Origin of the sequence: Delftia sp. Cs1-4, from assembly GCF_000214395.1 — a bacterium.
Classification (GTDB): Bacteria; Pseudomonadota; Gammaproteobacteria; order Burkholderiales; family Burkholderiaceae_C; genus Comamonas; species Comamonas acidovorans.
The window spans coordinates 6,079,245-6,103,126 of sequence record NC_015563.1 but is presented as its reverse complement, the minus strand read 5'-3'; the positions used below and the strand labels follow the sequence as shown (position 1 = coordinate 6,103,126).

16 protein-coding genes are annotated in these 23,882 nt (G+C 69.6%); 13 read left to right on the top strand and 3 right to left on the bottom strand.

The features are described 5' to 3' along the window. Positions 1-31 precede the first annotated feature (31 nt). Both DELCS14_RS26760 and DELCS14_RS26755 read left to right on the top strand, forming a co-directional pair. A complete protein-coding gene (locus DELCS14_RS26760; protein ID WP_013804394.1) occupies positions 32-1,930 on the top strand; it encodes a type IV pili methyl-accepting chemotaxis transducer N-terminal domain-containing protein in 1,899 nt (632 codons plus the stop codon). 28 nt (positions 1,931-1,958) lie between these two features. Continuing rightward, positions 1,959-2,630, top strand: a complete 672-nt coding sequence (locus DELCS14_RS26755) for a response regulator (protein WP_012203037.1) — start codon at positions 1,959-1,961, stop codon at positions 2,628-2,630. A gap of 4 nt (positions 2,631-2,634) precedes the next feature. Here the strand turns inward: DELCS14_RS26755 and DELCS14_RS26750 are convergent, their stop codons facing one another. The 3 genes from DELCS14_RS26750 to DELCS14_RS26740 are packed head-to-tail and all read right to left on the bottom strand — an operon-like array spanning position 2,635 to position 6,985. Continuing rightward, complete coding sequence (locus DELCS14_RS26750) at positions 2,635-3,876, bottom strand: MFS transporter (protein ID WP_013804393.1); 1,242 nt, start codon at positions 3,874-3,876, stop codon at positions 2,635-2,637. Next, a complete protein-coding gene (locus DELCS14_RS26745) occupies positions 3,873-4,964 on the bottom strand; it encodes a methyltransferase domain-containing protein (RefSeq protein ID WP_013804392.1) in 1,092 nt (363 codons plus the stop codon). The genes DELCS14_RS26750 and DELCS14_RS26745 overlap by 4 nt, the downstream gene beginning before the upstream one ends. Before the next feature lie 26 nt (positions 4,965-4,990). Then, complete coding sequence (locus DELCS14_RS26740; RefSeq protein WP_013804391.1) at positions 4,991-6,985, bottom strand: TonB-dependent receptor; 1,995 nt, start codon at positions 6,983-6,985, stop codon at positions 4,991-4,993. Between the two features lie 130 nt (positions 6,986-7,115). Here DELCS14_RS26740 and DELCS14_RS26735 point away from each other — a divergent pair, with 130 nt between their 5' ends. The 11 genes from DELCS14_RS26735 (at position 7,116) to DELCS14_RS26685 (ending at position 23,811) form a co-directional block, all read left to right on the top strand. After that, positions 7,116-8,078, top strand: a complete 963-nt coding sequence (locus DELCS14_RS26735) for an AraC family transcriptional regulator (protein WP_013804390.1) — start codon at positions 7,116-7,118, stop codon at positions 8,076-8,078. Between the two features lie 156 nt (positions 8,079-8,234). Beyond that, positions 8,235-9,557 (top strand): nitrate/nitrite transporter, encoded by a 1,323-nt coding sequence (locus tag DELCS14_RS31115; RefSeq protein ID WP_012203038.1) that lies wholly within the window; start codon positions 8,235-8,237, stop codon positions 9,555-9,557. A gap of 16 nt (positions 9,558-9,573) precedes the next feature. Continuing rightward, entirely contained in the window at positions 9,574-11,034 is a 1,461-nt protein-coding gene (locus DELCS14_RS31110) for an MFS transporter (protein WP_013804389.1), read from the top strand. Between the two features lie 67 nt (positions 11,035-11,101). Then, on the top strand, positions 11,102-14,956 hold the full coding sequence (locus tag DELCS14_RS26720) for a nitrate reductase subunit alpha (RefSeq protein ID WP_013804388.1): 3,855 nt from the start codon (positions 11,102-11,104) through the stop codon (positions 14,954-14,956). An 18-nt stretch (positions 14,957-14,974) separates the two neighbouring features. After that, positions 14,975-16,516: a nitrate reductase subunit beta gene (gene narH / locus DELCS14_RS26715; protein WP_013804387.1), complete on the top strand. Its 1,542-nt coding sequence runs from the start codon at positions 14,975-14,977 to the stop codon at positions 16,514-16,516. Positions 16,517-16,527: 11 nt separating this feature from the next. Continuing rightward, positions 16,528-17,241, top strand: coding sequence for a nitrate reductase molybdenum cofactor assembly chaperone (narJ, locus tag DELCS14_RS26710; protein WP_013804386.1), 714 nt, complete (start codon positions 16,528-16,530; stop codon positions 17,239-17,241). Continuing rightward, positions 17,238-17,975, top strand: coding sequence for a respiratory nitrate reductase subunit gamma (gene narI / locus DELCS14_RS26705; protein ID WP_012203043.1), 738 nt, complete (start codon positions 17,238-17,240; stop codon positions 17,973-17,975). Before narJ ends, narI begins: the two co-directional genes overlap by 4 nt. A gap of 97 nt (positions 17,976-18,072) precedes the next feature. Next, complete coding sequence (locus DELCS14_RS26700; protein WP_013804385.1) at positions 18,073-18,894, top strand: peptidylprolyl isomerase; 822 nt, start codon at positions 18,073-18,075, stop codon at positions 18,892-18,894. A gap of 15 nt (positions 18,895-18,909) precedes the next feature. Then, complete coding sequence (locus DELCS14_RS26695; protein ID WP_013804384.1) at positions 18,910-19,587, top strand: carbonic anhydrase; 678 nt, start codon at positions 18,910-18,912, stop codon at positions 19,585-19,587. A 55-nt stretch (positions 19,588-19,642) separates the two neighbouring features. Further along, positions 19,643-23,236 (top strand): LAGLIDADG family homing endonuclease, encoded by a 3,594-nt coding sequence (locus DELCS14_RS26690; RefSeq protein ID WP_013804383.1) that lies wholly within the window; start codon positions 19,643-19,645, stop codon positions 23,234-23,236. Then, the gene (locus tag DELCS14_RS26685) at positions 23,233-23,811 is read left to right on the top strand and encodes a hemerythrin domain-containing protein (protein WP_013804382.1); all 579 of its coding nucleotides are present in this window, start codon (positions 23,233-23,235) and stop codon (positions 23,809-23,811) included. The genes DELCS14_RS26690 and DELCS14_RS26685 overlap by 4 nt, the downstream gene beginning before the upstream one ends. The last annotated feature ends 71 nt before the right edge of the window (positions 23,812-23,882 follow it).

Genomic DNA, 23,882 nt, shown 5'->3' with positions numbered 1-23,882 from the left:
CGCGCAAATGCGCCGTGACTACAGTGCAACCATGCATGGCAAGCCCTCGCTTTCGACCAAGCTGCTGCTCATGGGCGCAGCCTGCCTGCTCGCGGCTGTGGCATCGATCGGTTTCACGCTGTGGGTGGCCTGGCAGCTGGAAGGCGGTGCGGCGGCGGTGAACGAGGCCGGGCGGCTGCGCATGAGCATGGTGCGCATGGCCATGGCGCGCCAGAACGAGGCGCCAGCGCAGTGGCAGGAGCGCGCACGGCAGTTCGACGCCAGCCTGGACCTGCTGCGCAGCGGCGACATGTCGCGGCCGCTGTTCGTGCCCTGGAGCGATGCGGTCAGCGCGCGCTACGAGCGCATACGCGGCGACTGGAGTGCGCTGCGCACGCAGTGGCAGGCCGAGGACCATGTCGATGCGCAGGCCATCATGGGCAGCGCCGACGCCTTCGTGCGCGAGGTGGACGGATTCGTCGAAGCCATCGAGGACCGGCTCTCGCGCTGGACGGCCATCCTGCACCTGTTTCAGATGTGTCTGATGGCGCTGGCCATCATCGCGGCCGTGAGTTTCATGGCCACCAGCTACTGGCTGGTGCTGCATCCCGTGGGCCAGCTGCGCTCGGCGCTGGAGCGCATGCGCCGCGGACACCTGGACACGCGCATGAGCGTGGAGGTGGACGACGAGTTCGGCCAGCTGGCGGCCGGCTTCAACCTGATGGCCCAGTCGCTGCAAAGCTCTCACGCCGAGCTGGAGGACAAGGTGCGCGAGAAGACCGCCAGCCTCAACGTGCAGCACCAGCAGCTGCAGGCGCTGTACGCGGTCAGCGTGCAGGCGTCGGAGGCCGCCAGCCTGCAGTCCCTGGCCGAAGGCTTTGTGCGCCAGGTCCGCCTGGCGGCCCAGGCCGATGCGGCCACGGTGCGCTGGTCCGACGAGGCCAACGAGCGCTACGTGCTGCTGGCCGGCGACGGCCTCCCCCAGTCCATGTCGGTGCAGGAGCACTGCCTGCACACGGGCGCCTGCCTGTGCGGCCAGCCGCGCGAGCAGGCGCGGCTGCGCGTGATCCCCATCACGCCGGCCAGCGACCTGCAGCTGCCCCACTGCCGCGAGGCCGGCTTCCAGACCGTGGTCAGCATCCCCGTGCAACTGCAGCAGCGCCTGCTGGGCGAGGTCAACCTGTTCTTTCGCTCCACCGTGGTGCTCACGGACGACATGCGCGACCTGCTGTCCGCCATGGCGCGCCACCTGGCCAGCGCCATGGAAAGCCTGCGCGCCACGGCGCTGGAGCGTGAGGCCGCCGTGGCCGAGGAGCGCGGCCTGATCGCGCGCGAGCTGCATGACTCCATTGCCCAGTCGCTGGCCTTTCTCAAGATACAGACCCAGCTGCTGCGCGACGCCGTGGCCAAGGGCCGCGACGAGGCGCGCGACCGCAGCCTGGGCGAGCTGGAAGTGGGCGTGCGCGAATGCTATGCCGACGTGCGCGAGCTGCTGGTGCATTTCCGCACGCGCACCAGCGCCGAGGACATCGAGGCCGCGCTGCGCGCCACGCTGTCCAAGTTCGAGCACCAGACGGGCATTGCCACCTCGCTGAGCATGTCGGGCCAGGGCCTGCCGCTGGCGCCCGACGTGCAGATCCAGGTGCTGCACATGGTGCAGGAGGCGCTGTCCAACGTGCGCAAGCACGCGGGTGCCAGGCATGTGGAGCTGCGCGTGGGGCGCCACCCCTGGCGCTTCGAAGTCTGCGACGACGGCTGCGGCTTCGTCCCCGCCGACGTTGCGCCGGACTCGCTGCATGTGGGCCTGGGCATCATGCGCGAGCGCGCCCTGCTGGCGCAGGCGCTGGTCCATGTCCACTCCCGCCCCGGCGAGGGCACGCGCGTGCTCATCGAGCTGCCGCCGTCGGCCTCGGCCGGCGCGCCAGCGCAGGCCCTCCCCTCGAACGCGTGACACGCTCCCGCAAGAAAAAGACCGCCCCATGTCCTTCTCCAGCCCCATCTCCGTCTTCGTCATCGACGACCACACGCTGTTCCGCCGCGGCCTGATCGCCCTCATCGCCCAGGATGCGGGCCTGCGCGTGGTCGGCGAGGCCGGCGACGCGGGCGAGGCCCTGCGCCTGGTGCCCGCGCTGGCGCCCCAGGTCATCCTGCTGGACAACCACCTGCCCGGCGTGCTGGGCGTCGATGCCATCGCGGGCCTGCGGGCCGCATCGCCCGGCAGCCGCGTCGTCATGCTCACCGTGAGCGAGGACGGCCAGGACCTGGCGGCCGCGCTGCGCAACGGTGCCCAGGGCTATCTGCTCAAGACCATCGACGGCGACCTGCTGTCCGAGGCCCTGCGCCGCGCCGCGCGCGGCGAGCCCGTGGTCAGCCCCGAGATGATGGGCAAGCTGGTGGCCGCCTTCCAGTCCCAGGGCGCGCCCGAGCCCCAGGCGCCCGAGCCGGACGAGGCCCCGGCCTCGCCGCTGTCCCCGCGCGAGGAAGAGGTGCTGGTCCAGATCGCCCGGGGCGCCAGCAACAAGGAAATCGCCCGCACGCTGGACATTGCCGAGACCACGGTCAAGATCCATGTGCAACACATCCTGCGCAAGCTCGGCCTGAGCTCGCGCGTGCAGGCGGCGGTGTATGCGTCGGAGCGGCAGCGGGATTAGCGGCCTACGCTGTGGCTGAAGCCCAACCATCCCCCGCACACCGCAGCGCCCACACCCACGCCAGCGCGGCCGCCACGGTCAGCCCGGTGAGCATGGCTGCCGCGCCCATGGCGTCCAGCGCCACGCCGGCCGCCAGCGGCACCAGCATGCGGCTGGCGGCGAACAGGCTGGCCTGCAGGCCGTAGTCGAAGGCCTGCCAGCGCGGGCGGGCGAATTGCATCATCAGTCCGAAGACGCAGGCCGAGGAGGCGCCCATGGCCGCTGCCACGCAGGCCACGGCCGCGACCAGGCCCGGGGGCGGGGCGCCGGCTGCGATGACGGCCGCCAGCAGTGCCAGCGCCGCCACGTTGCAGCCCGCATACAGGGGCAGGGCGCGCCGGGTGCCCAGGCGGCGCGTGAGCAGGGGCGAGGCCGCGCCCGCCAGCGCAGCCACCACGCCGCCGCCCATGCCGGCCAGCAGGGCGGCCTGGGCGGGCGCGAAGCCGTGGTCCAGCATCAGCGGCTTGAGGTAGAACCAGGCCGCGCCGATGAAGGGGAAGTAGCTGACCAGCACCAGGGTCCAGCGCCAGGCGCCGGGCTGGGCGCCATAGCCGCGGACCATGGCGGCCAGTCCAGCTTTGGGCGCAGGCAGCAGCACAGGCGAGGGCGCATCCCCGGGCTCATGGCGCACCACCCAGGCCAGCAGCAGGGCGCCCAGCGCCAGCGCGCCGGCCAGGCAGAGGAAGGGCGCGCGCCAGCCCCATTTCGCCTGCATGAGCAGCATCATCCCGCCGCCCACGATGGCGCCCAGCGACAGCGCCGCTGCGCGCACGCCCCCGGCGCGCATGCGCTCGGACGCGGGCAGCAGGCGGATGGCCAGGGCGCTGACGGGAATGTCGGCCCAGGTGGCGGCCAGCGCGGCCGCGAAGGCCAGGCCGAACAGCCACAGGCGCTCGGCCAGCAACTGCTGCCAGCCCAGGGCCAGCAGCACGGCCGCATAAGCCAGGCACAGGGCCAGCGCCCAGGCGCGGTAGCGCGGCTGGCCGTTCGCGCTGCGCGCTTCCACGGGCGCGGCCAGCGCGAACTTGATGAGCGCGGGCAGCCCCGCCAGCTGGAACAGGCCGATGGCCGTGCCCGACCAGCCATGCTGGCGCATGACCAGGGGCAGGCCCAGCCAGAGGTAGACGCTGGGGGCGGTGAGCGCCAGGTGCAGCCAGCCAAAAAGCGCCTGGAGCAGCCAGACCGGGCGAGGGCGGGCGGTGCTCATTGTGCTGCCTTGCGCGCCACGAGCACGGCCAGCGGCGCCATCGGAAACTCGCGCGACTCGATGCGTTCGATGCGCTCGAAACCCGCCTGCGCCAGCAGCGTCTGCAGCTCGCCGCGCCGGGTCAGGCTGCGGCCCAGCAGGCGCATGGGCAGGTAGTAGGGCAGGGTGCGCAGGGCGGCTTCGGGCGTCTCATCCACCTCGGCATGGGCGCAGACGAAGACGCCGCCGGGCGCCAGCGCGTCGAACACCTTGGCCACCACGGCTGCCGCATCGGGCACGAAGTGCAGCACGGACGAGCACCAGACCAGGTCGTAGCCGCTGCCTATGCCGTCCGTGGCCAGGTTGCCGCCCAGGGCGGTGAAGCGGTCGGACAGGCGGGACTGGCGAGCATTGTCCGCCGCCACGGCCACGGCCTCGGGCCAGTCGAAGACGCTGGCCTGCAGCGCGGGCTGCTGGCGCAGCAGGGCCAGCGCGATCCAGCCGGGGCCGCCGCCCAGGTCCAGCATGCGGCGCGGGGCACCTGCACCCGCACCCGCACCGGCAGCGACCTCGGGCACCTGGTCCAGCACCTGCAGCGCGGCAGGCACGCTGACGGCGCGCTGCTCCTGGCCGATCTGGGCGCGTGCGGCGGCGGCCCAGCCTTCGGCATTGCCCGTGGTCAAGGGGGCGCTGCAGGCCGAGCCGTCCCCGGCAGGGCCGTGCTCGACCAGGCCGCGCAGCAGCGTGGCGGAGTGGCGCAGCGAGCGCAGGCGGAACAGCCAGGCCGCGCCGCAGGACTCGGGCGATGCGCTGTGCAGGTAGCGCAGCGCATCGGTGGCCAACAGATAGCTCACGGGCTCGTGCTGGCCGCGCCGCAGGAGGCCCATGCTCCACAGCAATTCCAGCCAATGGGAGGTATTGGCCTCGTTCCAGCCCTGGGCCTGGGCCAGCTCGGCCGGCGTCTGGGGCGTGGCCAGCCGGTCCAGCGCCCCCGATTCGAGGGCCAGCACCAGGGCCTCGGCCTGCACCTGGGCGGCGGCCAGATCCCACAGCGGTTGCAGGGCGTGAGAGGGGGCGTGGGTAGGGGATTCACAGCGGGGTGTATTCATCGGAAGGTCCTTTTCACGAAAGGGAGTCACATGCGCCAGGTCAGCCGCACGCCGAACTCGCGCGGCGGGCTGTAGACCACGACCTGACCATTCAGGTAGCCCACGGCGTCGTAGCGGCGGTTGGCGGCATTGCGCAGGTAGGCGGCGATTTCCCAGGACCCCTGGGCATAGCCGGCCGACAGGTTGAGCAGCCCGTAGCCGGGGCGGCGGTAGGCGTTGGCGGCGTCCAGGTAGACCTTGCCCGTGCCCTGCACGGCGGCCTGCGCCCACCAGCGGCCGGGCGCGTCGTACCGCAGCGCCACATGGGCCGTCATGTCGGGCGCAAACGGGTTGCGGTGGCCGTCGTAGACGGCGGCGCCGTCGCGGAAGCTGCCGAAGCGCGTGCGGTTCAGGCCCAGGGCGGTCTGCAGCTGCCAGCCGCCGCCGAACACATAGTCCAGCTCGAAGTCCGCACCCGTGGAGCGCGCCCGCGCCGCATTGGTGATGTAGACCACGCCCGGCAGGCCCATCTGCTGCACTTGCATGTCGCGCACCTGCTGGGTGTAGACCGAGGCCGCATAGCGCAGGCGCTGCCCCAGCAGCCGGCCCTTGGCGCCGATCTCCCAGGCGCGCACGGTCTCTGGCTCGTAGGCCGCATAGCCCATGGCCGGAGAGAACACGTTGAAGCCACCCGCGCGGTAACCCTCGCTGAGGCTGGTGTAGATCTGGTCCTGGGGCGACCACTGGTATTGCAGCGAGAGCTTGGGGCTCAAGCGCGACCAGTCGTCGCTGCGCGCCGCCGCGCCCACGGGGGCCAGTTCCACGCGGTTGCGCTCCACGCGCGCGCCGGCCGCCAGCGTCCAGCGCTCGGACAGCGGGACGGTCCAGTGCGTGAACAGCGCCGCCGTGCTGCCCTTGAGTCCGGCCGTGGGCCGCATCAGCGCGGCGGGCAGCTTTTGCTCGTAACGCAGGTCATGGTCGTCGCGGTCCAGGTACAGGCCGGCCAGCCAGCGCGCGTTCCACAGGCCTGCGGCCTCGCCCTCCAGGCGCAGTTCCTGCGAGGTCGTGGCCAGGCGGTAGTCGCGCCGTACATGGAGCAGGTCGGCGCTCTGGAAGTCCGTGTCCTGCAGCACGCGGTCGTCGAAGACGTTGCGCGCGGTGATGGAGCGCAGCCGCAGCCCCGAGGCAAAGCGGTGCGAGACATCGAGCGACAGTGTCTGCCCGCGCGAGCGGTTCCAGCTGTCCGTGCCCGAGTTCACCGTGGCGCGCGGCGCGGCAATGCTGCCCCATTGCGCGGCGCCGTCCTCCCAGCGCTGCTGGGCGTAGCGCAGCGTGGCCTCGGTCTCGGCCGTGGGCGTCCAGCGCAGGGCCAGGCGGCCGCTGGCGCGCTCGCGGTCGTCCACGCGCGCTCCCGTCGCCTGCTGGCGTATGAAACCGTCCTGCGCGCGCCACTCGCCCGACAGGCCGATGTGGAGCTGGCCCGGCACCAGGGCGCGGCCCAGCTCGAAGCTGCCCGCGCGCTGGCCGTGGTTGCCGGCCTCGGCGCTGATCGATGCATAGGGCGTGTCGCCGGGCTGGCGCGTGACGATGCTGACCACGCCCGCTTCGGCATTGCGGCCGTACAAGGTCGATTGCGGGCCGCGCAGCACCTCCACGCGGTCCACGCCCTGCAGGTTGTGCTCGAAGCCCTGGGCCATCAGCGTGGGCACGCCATCGACCAGCAGCAGCGTGGACGAGGAGAACGACACGAAGTTGGCCGTCAGCCCGCGCATCACGGGCGGCTGCACGCCCGACTGGCCGAAGGCCTGGAACACAAAGCCCGGCACCTGGGCGGACAGCGCGTCCAGCCCGCGCACGCCGGCCGCCTCCAGCGCCGCGCCGTCGAAGACGGAGACGCTGGCGGGCACGGCGTCCAGGCTCTCGGCCTGCTTGTTCACCGTGACCGTGATCTCGGGCAGGGTGGCTTCGGGCGCCTGGCCCTGGGCCGCCACCGTGAAGGGGGCCAGGGCCAGCGCGGCCGGCCAGCGAAGGGGGAATGCCATGGTTTTCTCGTCCTCTCCAAAAGGGAATCTCGTTGGAGACCGATGCTAGGGAAGATGAGAATCGCTATCATTTGAAAACGTATGCGCGCCGGAGCATTTCCTATGCGAAGCGCGCCTCCATTCCTCGCACATGACCTCTCGCATCCCTTCCTCGCTTGCCTTGCCCCAGCCCTGTGCGCCGGGCTGGACGCGGCATGCCCTGCCCGCCGAGCTGGGCGACTGCCATGCGGAGCGCTTCACGCTGGGCGACGGCATCGTGCTGGCGCGCTCGCACTACTGCCCGCTGCGCGACCTGGTGGAGGACAGCGTGCAGGCCGATGCCTCGGACCAGGGCCGCACCCTGGTCATCACGCTGGGGCTGGCCGGGGAATCGGGCTTTGTGGCGCGTACGGGTGCGGCACTGCGCTTCGGCGCGGGGCAGACCACGCTGGCAGCCTTTCGCGGCAGCCAGGGCGAGCGCCGCTATGCGGCCGGCCAGACCGTGCGCCAGCTGCGCCTGCTGTTGTCGGGCGCGGCGCTGGACCGCTATCTGGGGCCTGAACTCTCGCAACGCCTGACCCAGGTGGACGGCGCGGCCGGCGTGCGGCCCTTGGACCACCGTGCCAGCCTGCCGGCCAGCCTGGCGCTGGCGCGGCGCCTGGCCCAGCCGCCTGGGCATCAGCCCACCGATGCGCTGGACCGCCACATCGCCATGCTGAGCCTGGCCGCGCTGGAGCTGCGGCACCTCGCGCCTGCGCCGCAGCCGGCCAAGGCGGCACCGCGCTGGTCGGCCGACGAACTGGCCCGGCTGGAGCAGGCGCGCGAACTGCTGTCCACCCAGATGGACCGCGCGCTGACCCTGGCCTACCTGAGCGCCGCCGTGGGCCTGGGCGAGCACCGGCTCAAGCAGGGCTTTCGCGCCGTCTTCGGCACCACGCCCCAGGCCCTGCTGCTGGAGCTGCGCATGCGCCGCGCCTGGGCGCTGCTGGAGACCGGCTGCCAGGTCGCCCAGGCCGGCTGGCAGGTGGGCTATGCCCATCCGTCGAACTTCAGTGCCGCGTTCACGCGGTTCTACGGGCGCAGCCCGAAATCGGTCTTCGGCCGGCGCTCCTGATCTGCGTCAAGCCTTTTTGTCCTCGATAGTTCTTTGGAACTAGGCCCGCCTGCGCGCTCCTAGTTCTTCCGCCTTGTCCGAGCGTACGGCTGGCGGATGTGCGGCGCGGCCCTCGCGCGGGACCATGGATGCCATAGCCCCCACGAGGAAAACAAAATGGCAAACACAGCGCCCACCGCACAGGGCGACCCCCGCAAGAGCACCAGCACAGGCACACGCCACGACCGCCAGGCCTGGTCGGTCCTGGCCGTCAGCACCCTGGCCTTCACGGTCTGCTTCATGGTCTGGATGATGTTCGGCATCATCGGCATCCCCATCAAGAAGATGCTGGATCTGAACGCCACGCAGTTCGGCCTGCTCACGGCCATGCCCGTGCTCACGGGCTCGCTGGTGCGCGTGCCGCTGGGCATCTGGACCGACCGCTTCGGCGGGCGCATCGTGATGGCGGTGCTGATGGCCGTCACCGTGCCCGCGATCTGGGTGATGGGCTATGCCACCGAGTACTGGCACTTCCTGACCATCGGCCTGTTCGTGGGCCTGGCGGGCGGCTCGTTCTCGGTGGGCACGCCCTATGTGGCGCGCTGGTTTCCCAAGGAGCGCCAGGGCATGGCCATGGGCATCTATGGCGCGGGCAACTCGGGCGCGGCGGTCAACAAGTTCGTGGCGCCGGTGATCCTGGTGGCCTTCGGCTGGGCCGCCGTGCCGCATGCCTATGCGGCCATCATGCTGGGCGCGCTGGTGCTGTTCTGGCTGTTCAGCCACAGCGACCCGGCCCACCTGGTGCCCAGCAACGTGCGCTTCAGCGACCAGTTGAAGGCGCTCAAGGACCCGCGCGTGCTCAAGTACTGCCAGTACTACAGCATCGTCTTCGGCGGCTATGTGGCGCTGAGCCTGTGGATGGTGCAGTACTACGTGGGCGAGTACGGCCTGGACATCCGCGTGGCGGCCCTGCTGGCGGCCTGCTTTTCGCTGCCGGGCGGCGTGCTGCGCGCCATCGGCGGCTGGCTGTCGGACAAGTACGGCGCACACAGCGTGACCTGGTGGGTGCTGTGGGTGTGCTGGATCTGCCTGTTCCTGCTGTCCTATCCGCAGACCGATTTCACGGTGCTCACCACCGAGGGCAGCACCCGCTTTCACCTGGGCCTGAACGTCTATGCCTTCACCGCGCTGATGTTCGTGCTGGGCATTGCCATGGCCTTCGGCAAGGCCAGCGTCTTCAAGTACATCAGCGACGACTACCCCGGAAACATCGGCGCCATCAGCGGCATCGTGGGCCTGGCCGGCGGCATGGGCGGCTTCATCCTGCCCATCCTGTTCGGCGTGCTGCTGGACTGGACGGGCATCCGCTCCAGCGCCTTCATGCTGCTGTACGGCGTGGTCTGGGTGTCGCTGATCTGGATGTATTTCACCGAGGTGCGCCGCACCGACGTGCTCAACAGCCACGGCGGCCACAGCGATGTGCAGCCGGCCGCGCGCTGAACCGCAGGAGTTGCACATGCATGCGAACACCAAGACCGCCGCAAAGGCATCCGCGCGCAGCCGCCCCGGCAGCGTGCTGACCCTCTGGCGCCCCGAGGACAAACAGTTCTGGGAGCGCGAGGGCGAGGCCATCGCCAGGATCAATCTCTGGATCTCGGTGCCCGCCCTGTTCCTGGCCTTTGCCATCTGGCAGGTCTGGAGCGTGGTGGCCGTGAACCTGCCCGCGCTGGGCTTCACCTACTCCACCAACCAGCTGTTCTGGCTGGCGGCCGCGCCCGCGCTGTCGGGCGCCACGCTGCGCATCTTCTATTCCTTCATGGTGCCGCTGATGGGCGGGCGCCGCTGGACGGCGCTGTCCACGGCCTCGCTGCTGATCCCGGCCATCGGCATCGGCTACGCCGTGCAGGATGCCAGCACCGGCTATCCGACCATGCTGATCCTGGCCCTGCTGTGCGGCCTGGGCGGGGGCAACTTCAGCTCCAGCATGGCCAACATCAGCTTCTTCTTTCCCAAGGAGCGCAAGGGCTCGGCCCTGGGCGTGAACGCGGGCCTGGGCAACCTGGGCGTGTCGGTGGTGCAGTTCCTGAGCCCGCTGGTGATCACGGCCGGCATCTTCGGCGTCTTCGGCGGCGATGCGCAGACCATCACCAAGGCCGGCGAGACCACCCGGGTGTGGGCGCAGAACGCGGCCTTCATCTGGGTGCCGTGGATCGCCATCGCCTCGCTGGCCGCCTGGTTCGGCATGAACGACATCGCCGACGCCAAGGCCAGCTTCGCGGCCCAGGCCGCCATCTTCCGGCGCAAGCACAACTGGGTGATGTGCCTGCTGTACCTGGGCACCTTCGGCTCGTTCATCGGCTTTGCCGCCGGCTTTCCGCTGCTGATCAAGAGCCAGTTCCCGGCGGTCAATCCGCTGGCCTATGCCTGGCTGGGCCCGCTGCTGGGCGCGCTGTCGCGGCCCTTTGGCGGCTGGCTGGCCGACAAGGCGGGCGGCGCGCGCGTGACGTTCTGGAACTTCCTCGTCATGGCCGTGGCCGTGGTGGGCGTGCTGTATTTCCTGCCCAAGGGCAGCGGCGGCTACGCGCTGGGCTTCGGCCCTGCCGAGGGCAGCTTCATGGGCTTCTTCCTGATGTTCCTGGTGCTGTTCCTGACCACGGGCATCGGCAACGGATCGACCTTCAGCATGATCCCGGCGATTTTCCTGGCGCTCAAGCAGCGCGAACTGGGCGCCCATCCCAGCGAGCAAGCGCAGGCCCATGCCCTCAAGGAGGGCAATACCGAAGGCGCGGCCGCCCTGGGCTTTGCGGGCGCGCTGGGAGCCTACGGCGGCTTCTTCATCCCCAAGAGCTACGGCAGCTCCATCGCCGCCACGGGCGGGCCCGAGCTGGCGCTGTGGGTGTTTGCCGCCTTCTATGTGCTGTGCGTGGGCGTGACCTGGTGGTACTACGCGCGCAGGAACGCCGAGATGCCCTGCTGAGCCCCGGGCCGCAGGCACTACTGCACCGAACAGCAACGCACCGCAACGAACAACAAGGAGTCCCGCGATGAGCCATTTTCTGGACAAGCTTTCCTACTTCTCCCTGCCCCGGCAGGAATTCTCCAACGGCCATGGCCAGGTGACGGGCGAGGACTGCACCTGGGAAGACGCCTACCGCGACCGCTGGGCGCATGACAAGGTGGTGCGCTCCACGCACGGCGTGAACTGCACGGGCTCGTGCTCGTGGAAGATCTACGTCAAGGGCGGCATCGTGACCTGGGAGACCCAGCAGACCGACTACCCGCGCACGCGCGCCGACCTGCCCAACCACGAGCCGCGCGGCTGCGCGCGCGGCGCCAGCTACAGCTGGTACCTGTACAGCGCCAACCGCGTCAAATACCCCATGGTGCGCGGCCGGCTGCTCAAGCACTGGCGCGCTGCCCTGGCCGTGGCCAGGAGCCCGGTCGATGCCTGGGCCGCCATCGTCGAGAACGCGGATGCGCGCAGCGAGTGGCAAAAGCAGCGCGGCCTGGGCGGCTTCGTGCGCAGCAGCTGGGACGAGGTCAACCGCATGATCGCGGCGGCCAACGTCTACACCATCAAGAAGCACGGGCCGGACCGCATCATCGGCTTCTCGCCGATTCCGGCCATGTCCATGATCTCGTATGCCGCAGGCAGCCGCTACCTGAGCCTGATCGGCGGCGTGTGCATGAGCTTCTACGACTGGTACTGCGACCTGCCGCCGGCCAGCCCCCAGACCTGGGGCGAGCAGACCGACGTGCCAGAGAGCGCCGACTGGTACAACTCCAACTTCATCATCGCCTGGGGCTCCAACGTGCCCCAGACGCGCACCCCCGACGCCCACTTCTTCACCGAGGTCCGCTACAAGGGCGCCAAGGTCGTGGCCGTCACGCCCGACTACTCCGAGGTCGCCAAGCTGGCCGACCTGTGGATGCACCCCAAGCAGGGCACGGATGCCGCCGTGGCCATGGCCATGGGCCACGTCATCCTCAAGGAGTTCTACTTCGGCGAGCGCGGCCGCCCGGCCTATTTCGAGGACTATGCGCGCCGCTACACCGACCTGCCGCTGCTGATCCGCCTCAAGCGCCAGCAACTGCCCGATGGCCGCACGGCCCTGGTGCCCGAGCGCTATGTGCGCGCCAGCGACTTCGACGGCCACCTGGGCCAGGACAGCAACCCCGAGTGGAAGACCGTGGCCTACGGCGAGGACGGCGGCGTGGCCCTGCCCAACGGCTCCATCGGCTTTCGCTGGGGCGAGGCCGGCCGTGCCGACGAGGGCCTGTGGAACCTCGAATCCAAGGAGGCGCGCACGGGCAACGACGTGCAGCTCAAGCTCTCGGTGCTGGACGGCCAGGGCGTGGACAGTGAAGTGGCCGACGTGGCCTTCCCCTACTTCGGCGGCCTGCAGTCGCCGGGCTTCGACGCCAACGAGCAGGGCACGGATGTGCTGCTGCGCCGCGTGCCCGTCTCGCGCATGGTGTTGGACGGCGAGGAGGCCATCGTGGCCACCGTGTTCGACCTGCTGGCGGGCAACTACGGCATCCACCGCGGCCTGGAAGGCGAGGGCGCTGATGGCGGCTATGACGCCGATGCGCCCTACACCCCGGCCTGGCAGGAAAAGATCACCGGCGTGCCGCGTGACCAGGTGATCGCCATTGCGCGCCAGTTCGCCGACAACGCCGAGAAGACGCGCGGCAAGTCCATGGTCATCATCGGCGCGGCCATGAACCACTGGTACCACTGCGACATGAACTACCGCGGCATCATCAACATGCTGATGCTGTGCGGCTGCATAGGCCAGAGCGGCGGCGGCTGGGCGCACTACGTGGGCCAGGAAAAGCTGCGCCCGCAGACCGGCTGGACCGCGCTGGCCTTTGCGCTGGACTGGCTGCGCCCGCCTCGCCAGATGAACTCCACCAGCTTCTTCTACGCCCACACCGATCAGTGGCGCTACGAGAAGCTGGGCGTGGAAGAGGTGCTGTCCCCGCTGGCCGACCGCAGCCAGTACGGCGGCGCCATGATCGACTACAACGTGCGCGCCGAGCGCATGGGCTGGCTGCCCAGCGCACCGCAGCTGCAGGCCAACCCGCTGCAGCTGGTGCGCGACGCCCAGGCCCAGGGCCTGGACGTGAAGGACCACGTGGTGCAGTCCCTGCAGGACGGCTCGCTGTCCATGAGCTGCGAGGACCCCGACCACCCGGCCAACTGGCCGCGCAACATGTTCGTGTGGCGCTCCAACATCCTGGGCAGCTCGGGCAAGGGCCATGAGTACTTCCTCAAGCACCTGCTGGGCACCACCCATGGCGTGCAAGGAAAAGACCTTGGAGAACAAGACCCCCCCGATGCGCTGCGCGCCTCCCCCCAGGGGGCGGCCGGCTTGGGGCGGCCCGGCGCCGGCCATTCGGCCAAGCCGCAGGAAGTGCGCTGGCACGACAAGGCGCCCGAAGGCAAGCTGGACCTGCTGGTCACGCTGGACTTCCGCATGAGCACCACCTGCCTGTACTCGGACATCGTCCTGCCCACGGCCACCTGGTATGAGAAGAACGACCTCAACACCAGCGACATGCACCCCTTCATCCATCCGCTGTCGGCGGCCGTGGACCCGGCCTGGCAGGCCAGGAGCGACTGGGAGATCTACAAGGGCTTCGCCAAGTCCTTCAGCGAGGTCTGCGTGGGCCACCTGGGCGTGGAAAAGGACGTGGTGCTCACGCCGCTGATGCACGACACCCCCGCCGAGCTGGCCCAGCCCGATGGCGTGCGCGACTGGAAGAAGGGCGAGTGCGCCCTGATCCCCGGCAAGACCGCGCCGCAGATTGCGGTGGTCGAGCGCGACTATCCCAACCTCTACAAGCGCTTCACGGCCCTGGGCCCGCTGATGGACAGGCTGGGCAACGGCGGCAAGGGCATCGGCTGGAACACCGAGACCGAGGTGGAGCAGCTGGGCGAGCTCAACGGCCTGGTGCGCGAGGAAGGCGTGAGCCAGGGCCGCCCGCGCATCGTCACCGACATCGACGCCACCGAGGTGGTGATGATGCTGGCGCCCGAGACCAACGGCCACGTGGCCGTCAAGGCCTGGGAGGCGCTGTCGAAGCAGACGGGGCGCGAACACGCCCACCTGGCCCTGCACCGCGAGGACGAAAAGATCCGCTTTCGCGACATCCAGGCCCAGCCGCGCAAGATCATCAGCTCGCCCACCTGGTCGGGCCTGGAAAGCGAGAAGGTCAGCTACAACGCCTGCTACACCAACGTGCATGAGCTGATCCCATGGCGCACCCTCACCGGCCGCCAGCAGTTCTACCAGGACCATCCGTGGATGCGCGACTTCGGCGAAGGCTTCGTCAGCTACCGCCCGCCCGTGCACATGAAGGCGCTGCAGGAAGTGCAGGGCCAAAAGCCCAACGGCCACCCCGAGATCGCGCTGAACTTCATCACGCCGCACCAGAAGTGGGGCATCCACTCCACCTATGGCGACAACCTGATGATGCTCACGCTGGCGCGCGGCGGCCCCATCGTCTGGCTCAGCGAGGACGACGCCAAGAGCGCCGGCATCGCCGACAACGACTGGGTGGAGCTGTACAACGCCAACGGCGCCATCGCGGCGCGGGCCGTGGTCAGCCAGCGCGTCAAGCCGGGCATGGTGATGATGTACCACGCGCAGGAGAAGACCATCAACACGCCGGGCTCGGAGATCACCGGCACGCGCGGCGGCATCCACAACTCGGTCACGCGCATCGTGCTCAAGCCCACCCACATGATCGGCGGCTACGCGCAGTACAGCTACGGCTTCAACTACTACGGAACCATCGGCACCAACCGCGACGAGTTCGTCCTGGTGCGCAAGATGCGCCGCATCGACTGGCTGGATGACGAAGCTCCGGCCGGCGCAGCCGCCCATGCCTGAACAACAAGGAGAACCACGATGAAAATCCGCGCACAGATCGGCATGGTGCTGAACCTGGACAAGTGCATCGGCTGCCACACCTGCTCCGTCACCTGCAAGAACGTCTGGACCAGCCGCCCCGGCGTCGAATACGCCTGGTTCAACAACGTCGAGACCAAGCCCGGCATCGGCTACCCGCGCGAGTGGGAAAACCAGGCCAAGTGGAACGGCGGCTGGATGCGCCGCACGGACGGCTCCATTGCGCCCCGCCAGGGCGGCAAGTGGAGCCTGTTGATGCGCATCTTCGCCAACCCCAACCTGCCCCAGATCGACGACTACTACGAACCCTTCACCTACGACTACGAGCACCTGCAGTCGGCCAGGGAAAGCAAGGCCGCGCCCACGGCGCGCGCGCGCAGCCTGATCTCGGGCCAGCGCATGGAGAAGATCGAATGGGGTCCGAACTGGGAGGAAATCCTGGGCGGCGAATTCAGCAAGCGCAGCCATGACGTGAACTTCGAGCAGATCCAGAAGGACATCTACGGCCAGTTCGAGAACACCTTCATGATGTACCTGCCGCGCCTGTGCGAGCACTGCCTGAACCCGGCCTGCGTGGCGTCCTGCCCCTCGGGCTCGATCTACAAGCGCGAGGAGGACGGCATCGTCCTCATCGACCAGGACAAGTGCCGCGGCTGGCGCATGTGCGTCTCGGGCTGCCCCTACAAGAAGATCTACTACAACTGGCAAAGCGGCAAGGCCGAAAAATGCATCTTCTGCTACCCGCGCATCGAGGCCGGCCAGCCCACCGTCTGCTCCGAAACCTGCGTGGGCCGCATCCGCTACCTGGGCGTGCTGCTGTACGACGCCGACCGCATCGAGGAGGCGGCCAGCGTGGAGCGCGACCGCGACCTCTACCAGGCGCAGCTGGACATCTTCCTGGACCCCAATGATCCCGAGGTCATCCGCCAGGCCCGCATCGACGGCATCCCCGACGCCTGGATCGAGGCCGCCCAGTCCAGCCCCGTCTACAAGATGGCAGTGGACTGGAAGGTGGCCCTGCCGCTGCACCCCGAGTACCGCACCCTGCCCATGGTCTGGTATGTGCCGCCGCTGTCGCCCATCACCTCGGCGGCGAACGCCGGGCATCTCGACAGTGTCGGCCGCAGCCCCATCAATGGCGACCTGCCCGATGTCTCGCAGCTGCGCATCCCCGTGCAGTACCTGGCCAACCTGCTCACCGCCGGCGACACCACGCCCGTGGTGCGCGCGCTGGAGCGCATGCTGGCCATGCGCGCGTACCAGCGCAGCAAGCACGTGGACCAGGAACAGAACCTGGCCGTGCTCCAGTACGCGGGACTGACGGTGGACGAGGTCGAGGACATGTACCAGACCATGGCGATCGCCAACTACGAGGACCGCTTCGTCATTCCCTCGGCCCACCGCGAATACGCCGAAAGCGCGTTCGATTTGCGCGGCGGCTGCGGCTTCTCGTTCGGCAACGGCTGCTCCGACGGCAACACCGACGCCAGCCTGTTCGGCGGCAAGAAGCCGCGCACCATCCCCATCCGCGCGCAAATGTGAGGACTGCCGCCATGTTCAATCACAACACCTCCACCCCCGTGCGCCTGACGCTGCGCGCGCTGGCCTGCCTCATCGGCTACCCGGGCGCCGAGCTGCGCGCCCTGCTGCCGGGCCTGATCGACGCCCTGCGCCTGGAGCAATCCGTGGCGCCCGCGCGGCTGCGCGAGTTGCAGCAGCTGGCCGAGCAGCTGCAGGCCATGGACCCCTTCGAGGCCGAGGCCCGCTACGTGGACACCTTCGACCGGGGCCACCAGACCTCGCTGCACCTGTTCGAGCATGTGCACGGCGACTCGGCCGACCGGGGCCCGGCGCTGATCGACCTGCAGCAGACCTACGAGCGCGCGGGCCTGGCCTTCGAGGCCGACGAACTGCCCGACCACCTGGCCGTGGTGCTGGAGTTCGCCTCCACCCAGCCGCCGGCCATCGCCCGTGAATTCCTGGGCGAGATGGCCCACATCCTCAACGCCCTGTTCACGGCGCTGGCGCGGCGCGACAGCCCCTATGCCAGCGTGATCGCGGCCGTGCTGGAGATCACCGGCCACAGGGCCGAGCGCGTGGAAATCCGCCCCGAGCCCGCCATGGACGAGGCCTGGGCCGAACCCGCCGCCTTCGACGGCTGCAGCAGCCAGGGCCAATCCCGCCCCGGCGCCGAGCAGCCCGTGCATTTCGTGCGCCGCACGGCGGCGCCCCAAGCCCAAGGACCCCGCCAAAGGAGCCTGACATGACCCCCTCCTGGATAGACCACCTGCTCTTCGGCCTCTACCCCTACATCTGCCTGGCCGTGTTCTTCATCGGCAGCTGGCTGCGCTTCGACCGCGACCAGTACACCTGGAAGAGCGACTCATCGCAGCTGCTGCGCAGCGGCAGCCTGCGCTGGGGCAGCAACCTGTTCCACATCGGCGTGCTGTTCCTGTTCTTCGGCCACACCGTGGGCATGCTCACGCCGCACTTCGTCTACGAGCCCTTCATGGCCGCAGGCGCCAAGCAGCTGCTGGCCATGGTCAGCGGCGGCATCGCGGGCACGCTGGGCTTCATCGGCCTCACCATCTTGCTGCACCGCCGGCTGTCGGACGTGCGCATCCGCGCCCACTCCAGGTTCAGCGACATCGCCATCCTCTGGCTGCTGTGGCTGCAGCTGCTGCTGGGCCTGGCCACCATCCCGCTGTCTGCAAAGCACATGGACGGCTCCATGATGATGGCCCTGGCCGAATGGGCGCAGCGCATCGTCACCTTCCGTGGCGGCGCGGCCGAACTGCTGGCCGAGGCCGGCTGGGTGTTCAAGGCCCACATGTTCCTGGGCATGAGCATCTTCCTGGTCTTCCCCTTCACGCGCCTGGTCCACGTCTGGAGCGGCTTCGGCACCCTGGTCTACCTGCTGCGCCCCTACCAGCTGGTGCGCTCGCGCCGCCTGGGCCTGCCCGCATCGTCGGCACGCCGTGACGCCAAGCCCGGCCATTGAGGAGATCGACATGGAACATGGATGCAACGGATCGGGCGGCGGCCACTGCGGCTGCGCGTCTTCAACCCCTTCTTCAACTTCTACTTCTTCTGCCCCGATGGGGGATCTCCCGGCGATTCCCGAAGTGCCGGCCTTCCAGCCCGTGGGCGAGGCCGGTGCCGAGGTGGCCCGCATCAACAACACGCCGCTGCACGCACCCGGACAGCGCCCGCCCGAGCGCGAACTGCGCCAGCGCGCCTGCACCGAGCTGCTGCGCCAGGCGGCCCAGCGCGAAGGCCTGCTGGGCGCCGATGATGCGGCCGGCGACGACGGCGTCATCAGCGAGCGCGCCTCCCAGGCCATAGAGCAGCTGCTGGAGCAATCGCTGCACCTGCCCGAGCCCGGCGAGGACGCCTGCCGCCGCCACTTCGATGCCAACCCCGCGCGCTTCGCCAAGGGCGAGCGCGTGCGCCTGCGCCACGTGCTGTTTGCCGTCACGCCCGGCGTGGACGTGCGCGCCCTCACCCAGCGGGCCGAGGCCCTGCTGATCGAGCTGCGCTGTGCCGACGACGCCGGCCTGCGCTTTGCCGAGGCCGCGCGCCAATGGTCCAACTGCCCCAGCGGCCAGCACGGCGGCGAACTGGGCTGGCTGGGCCGCAGCGATTGCGCGCCCGAATTCGCGCGCGATGTCTTTGCCTCCCAGGAAATCGGCGTGCTGCCGCGCCTGGTGCACAGCCGCTTCGGCCTGCACGTGGTCGAGGTCTGCGCGCGCGAGGCGGGCGTTCTGCCCGACTGGCAGCAGGCGCGCCCGGCCGTCGCCCAGGCCCTGCACCAGCAGACCTGGGTGAGCGCGCTCCACCAGTACCTGCAACTGCTGGCCGGCCAGTCCGAGGTGGTGGGCGTGCGCATCGCTGCGGCCGACTCGCCGCTGGTGCAATAGCAGGGGGATGTGCCCATGCCCGACGACGAGCTGCTGCTGCGCCTGCGGCGCTTCCACGAGCACGCCTTCCCGCAGTACCGCGCGCAGTTCCGCACCCTGGTCGACGAGGGCCAGCACCCGACCACGCTGTTCATCGGCTGCTCGGACTCGCGCCTCGTGCCCTACCTGCTCACGGGGGCGCCGCCGGGCGAGCTGTTCCTGGTGCGCAACGTGGGCGCCTTCGTGCCGCCGTACGACGGATCGCACGGCCACCACGGCACGGCGGCGGCCATCGAATTCGCCGTGCTCAACCTGCAGGTCAGCCGCATCGTGGTCTGCGGCCACAGCCACTGCGGAGCCATCAAGGCCCTGTATGGAGAAGTCTCGCCCGAGGCACGCAACCTGCAGCGCTGGCTGGACCTGGGCCGCGAGGCCGTGCTGCCCGTGCAGGCCGGCCCCGAGGCGCTGCGCCGCACCGAGCAGCGCGCCGTCGTGCTGCAGCTCGAACGGCTGATGGACTATCCCATGGTGCGATCGCGGGTAGAGGCCGGGCAGCTCAGCCTGCACGGATGGCACTATGTCATCGAAGACGGCGAAGTCCATGTCTTCGATGTCCAGACCGGCCGCTTTGTTGCGGCATCTCAAGCTCCGCACAGCGGCACCGGGCCGTACCCGCCCTACGTGGAGCATGATGGACAAGTGCTTGTCGACTGAGGCCCGAGCAAGTGCCAGGGACGGCGGCAGGCAAGTCAACACGGGAGCCATGCCAATGCATCGCGAAAACCTGGGCCGCGCGCAGGACGCGGCGGATCTGCAGCCCATCAGCCTCGATGTGCTGCGCGAAAAATACCTCAAGGACGGCGAGACCGGCGTGGGCGAGCTCTACGCCCGCGTGGCCCGCGCCCTGGCCTCGGTCGAGCCCGAGGCGCGCCGCGCCGAATGCGAGGCCCTGTTCCTGGCCAACCTGCAGGCCGGCGCCATAGGCGCAGGGCGCATCATGAGCGCGGCCGGCACCGACCTGCAGGCCACGCTGATCAACTGCTTCGTGCAGCCCGTGGGCGACTGCATCCAGGGCGTGGACGACGGCGGCTACCCCGGCATCTACGAAGCCCTGCGCGAAGCCGCCGAAACCATGCGCCGTGGCGGCGGCGTGGGCTACGACTTCTCGCGCATCCGCCCCCGTGGCGCCGAGGTGCGCGCCACCGCCTCGCTGGCTTCGGGCCCGTGTAGCTACATCAACGTCTTCGACCAGTCCTGCGCCACCGTGGAAAGCGCGGGCGCGCGGCGCGGCGCCCAGATGGGCGTGCTGCGCATCGACCACCCCGACGTGCTCGAATTCATCACCGCCAAGCGCACGCCGGGCCGCTGGAACAACTTCAACGTCTCGGTCGGCGTCAGCGACGCCTTCATGCAAGCCGTGGCCGAAGACCAGCCCTGGCACCTGGTGCACCGCGCCCGCCCCGGCACCGCCCTGCTGGAGCAGGGTGCCCACCAGCGCGCTGACGGCCAGTGGGTCTACCAGACCCTGCCCGCCCGCACGCTGTGGGACACCATCATGCGCTCGGCCTACGACTTCGCCGAGCCCGGCATCCTCTTCCTGGACCACATCAACGACGACAACAACCTGCGCTACTGCGAGGAGATCGCGGCGACGAATCCTTGCGTCACGGCAGATACCTGGGTGCTCACCGAGTCGGGACCAGCCCGGGTTGCAGACCTCGTCGGAAAGACATTTGGCGCCGTGGTCGACGGCCAGGTTTACGCCACCGAAAGTGCGGGCTTCTTTGCCACCGGCCGCAAGCCGGTGCTGCGGCTGACCACACGCGAGGGCCAGGTGCTGCGCCTGACCGCAGACCATCTGGTGCGGCGTGTCGCTCGCCGCACGCGCTATGCGTTGCAGGCTGAATGGACTCCGGCCGCCCAACTGCAGGCAGGCGACGAGGTACTGCTGCACAACCACCGTGCGTTTCAAGGCTGGGATGGGCAGGGCACCGAGGCCGAAGGCTACCTGTTGGGCCTGCTGATAGGCGATGGAACCCTCAAGGCCGACAAGGCCGTGATCAGCGTATGGGCGCCCGAGTTGCGCCAGGTCGCAGGCAACGCCGGCAGTGCGGTGGCCTATGCCGCCACGGGCGCGGCAGGCATCATGCAGGCCGCCGAGGCTGCAGCCGCCAGCTTGCGCCACCGCGCGGATTTCCGTGGATTCCAGCGGCCAGTGGCGGGACGTGGCGAGGCGCGCATGGCCAGTGCCGCATTGCGCGATCTGGCGCTTGGCATGGGGATGGAGCCAGGGCGCAAGTGCATCACCAAGTCCATGGAAGCGGCCTCTTCTGCATTTTCCGCAGGGCTGCTGCGCGGCCTGTTTGATGCCGATGGGTCGGTCCAGGGCACACAGGACAAGGGCGTGAGCCTGCGCCTGTCCCAGAGCGATTCTGAGTTGCTGCGTACCGTGCAGCGCATGCTGCTGCGCCAGGGCATGGCGTCGACGATTTATGAGAACCGTCGGCCAGCCCAACTGCGCGCCATGCCCGACGGCAAAGGCGGCCAGCGCGACTATGCAACCCAGGCACAGCATGAACTGGTCATCAGCGGCGACAACCTTGGCATCTTTGCCGACCGCATAGGCCTTGCGGACACCGATAAGGCCGAACGGCTGGAGCAGGCCCTGGCCCAGTACCGGCGCACCCCGAACCGTGAGCGCTTCACTGCCACCGTCCAGGCGTTGGAGAGCGACGGCGAGGAAATGGTCTATGACGTCACGGTGGCAGACTGCCACGCCTTCGACGCCAATGGCCTGTATGTGCACAACTGCGGCGAACAGCCGCTTCCCTCCTACGGCTGCTGCGACCTCGGCCCCGTCATCCTCACGCGCTTCGTGCGCCATCCGTTCGGCTTCGCGGGCGAGCCTGCGTTCGACTTCGAGGCCTTCGAGCGCGCCGTGGCCGTGCAGGTGCGTGCGCTGGACAACGTGCTGGAACTGACCTGGTGGCCGCTGCCGCAGCAGCGCGAGGAAAGCGAGGCCAAGCGGCGCATCGGCGTGGGCTTCACGGGCATGGGCAATGCGCTGGCCATGCTGCGCCTGCGCTACGACGCGCCCGAGGGCCGGGCCATGGCCGCGCGCATTGCCGAGCGCATGCGCGATGCGGCCTACGGCGCCTCGGTGGAGCTGGCGCGCGAGAAGGGGGCCTTCCCCAAGTTCGACGCCGATGGCTACCTGGCCGAAGGCACCTTCGCCAGCCGCCTGCCCGAGGCGCTGCGCCAGCGCATACGCCAGCACGGCATACGCAACAGCCACCTGCTGTCCATCGCGCCCACGGGCACGGTCAGCCTGGCCTTTGCCGACAACGCCTCCAACGGCATAGAGCCGCCGTTCTCCTGGACCTACAAGCGCAAGAAACGCACGGCCGATGGCGGCAGCGCCGAGTACGCGGTCGAAGACCATGCCTGGCGCCTGTACCGCTCGCTGGGCGGCGACGTGCAGCAGCTGCCCGACTACTTCGTCAGCGCGCTGCAGATGCCTGCGGCCGGCCACATCGCCATGATGCAGGCCGTGCAGCCCTTCGTGGACACGGCGATCTCCAAGACCGTCAACGTGGCCGCCGACTATCCCTACGAGGACTTCAAGGACCTGTACCGCCAGGCCTGGAAGGCCGGCCTCAAGGGCCTGGCCACCTACCGGCCCAACACCATCCTGGGCGCCGTGCTCGAAACCCATGCGCCCGAATCTGCTGAAAAGCCGGCCTCCCCCGCGCCGGCAGAGGCCGCGGCTTCCGCACCCGACCCGCTGCGCACCGTGATAGAAAGCCGCCCCCAGGGCGCGCTGGACGCCGTGGCCGAGAAGATCGAATACTGGACCCAGCAAGGTCCCAAGCGCCTGTACCTGGTCGTCTCCTTCCTGCCCGTGGTGCTGCCCGATGGCCGCACGGTGGACCGCGCCATCGAATTCTTCATGCCCGTGGGCCAGAGCGGCGAGTCCCAGCAATGGGTGACCTCCAGCATGCGCCTGCTGTCACTGGCTGCGCGCGGCGGCTTCCTGGAGCGCGCCCTCAGCGACATGCGCAAGGTGGCCTGGGACCGGGGCCCCGTGCGCCTGGGCACCCACCAGCGCGACGACGGCACACGCGTGCCCATGTGGCACGACTCCGAGGTGGCCGCCATCGCCTATGCGGTGCAGAACATCCTGGCCCGGCGCGGCAGCGGCGCACCGCCCGCCCCATCGCCGCTGCCCGAGCCCGAAGCTCTTGCCACCGACCCCATGGTCATGGCCGGCCGCAAATGCGAGGAATGCGGCGCCCATGCCGTGATCCGCAAGGACGGCTGCGAGTACTGCACGGCCTGCGGCCATCTGGGGAGCTGTGGGTGAAAGTTACCGTGGCCCCGCGCCCGCAGGGCGATGCCGTGCCCGGTTGGCGCGCGCCCGGCACGGGCTTCGACCAGCCCTTCGAGATGCTCGAAGCCTGCCACGAGCGCGTGCTGCGCATGCTGGCGCTGCTGGACCGGCTGCGCGTGCATCTCCAGACCAAAGGTTGCGACGACAGCGCACGCCAGGCGGCGCGCGACATCCTGCGCTACTTCGACCAGGCGGCGCCGCTGCACCATGAGGACGAGGAGCTGCATGTCTTCCCGCCGCTGCTGGAGCAGGGCGATGCGCAGACCGTGGCCCTGGTGCAGCGCCTGCAGCGCGAGCACGGCCTGATGAGCGCCGACTGGGCGCTGGCGCGCCAGCCGCTGCTGGACATGGTCGAGGGGCGGTCCCAGGGCTTTGGCGCGGCTGACGAGGCGGTGTTCGAACGCTTCGCGGCCTGCTATGCCAGCCATGTCGAGAATGAAGAGCGGCTGGCCTACCCGCAGGCGCGCGGCCTGCTGCCAGAGGCAACGCAGGCGGCCATGGGCCGTGAGATGGCCGTGCGGCGCGGCGCGGACCTGTCACGGAGATAGCGCCGCCGGCAGCGCGCGGGAGCCGGCGCGGCGATACTCGCAGGCTTTGGACCTGCCCCTGCCTCGCCTGC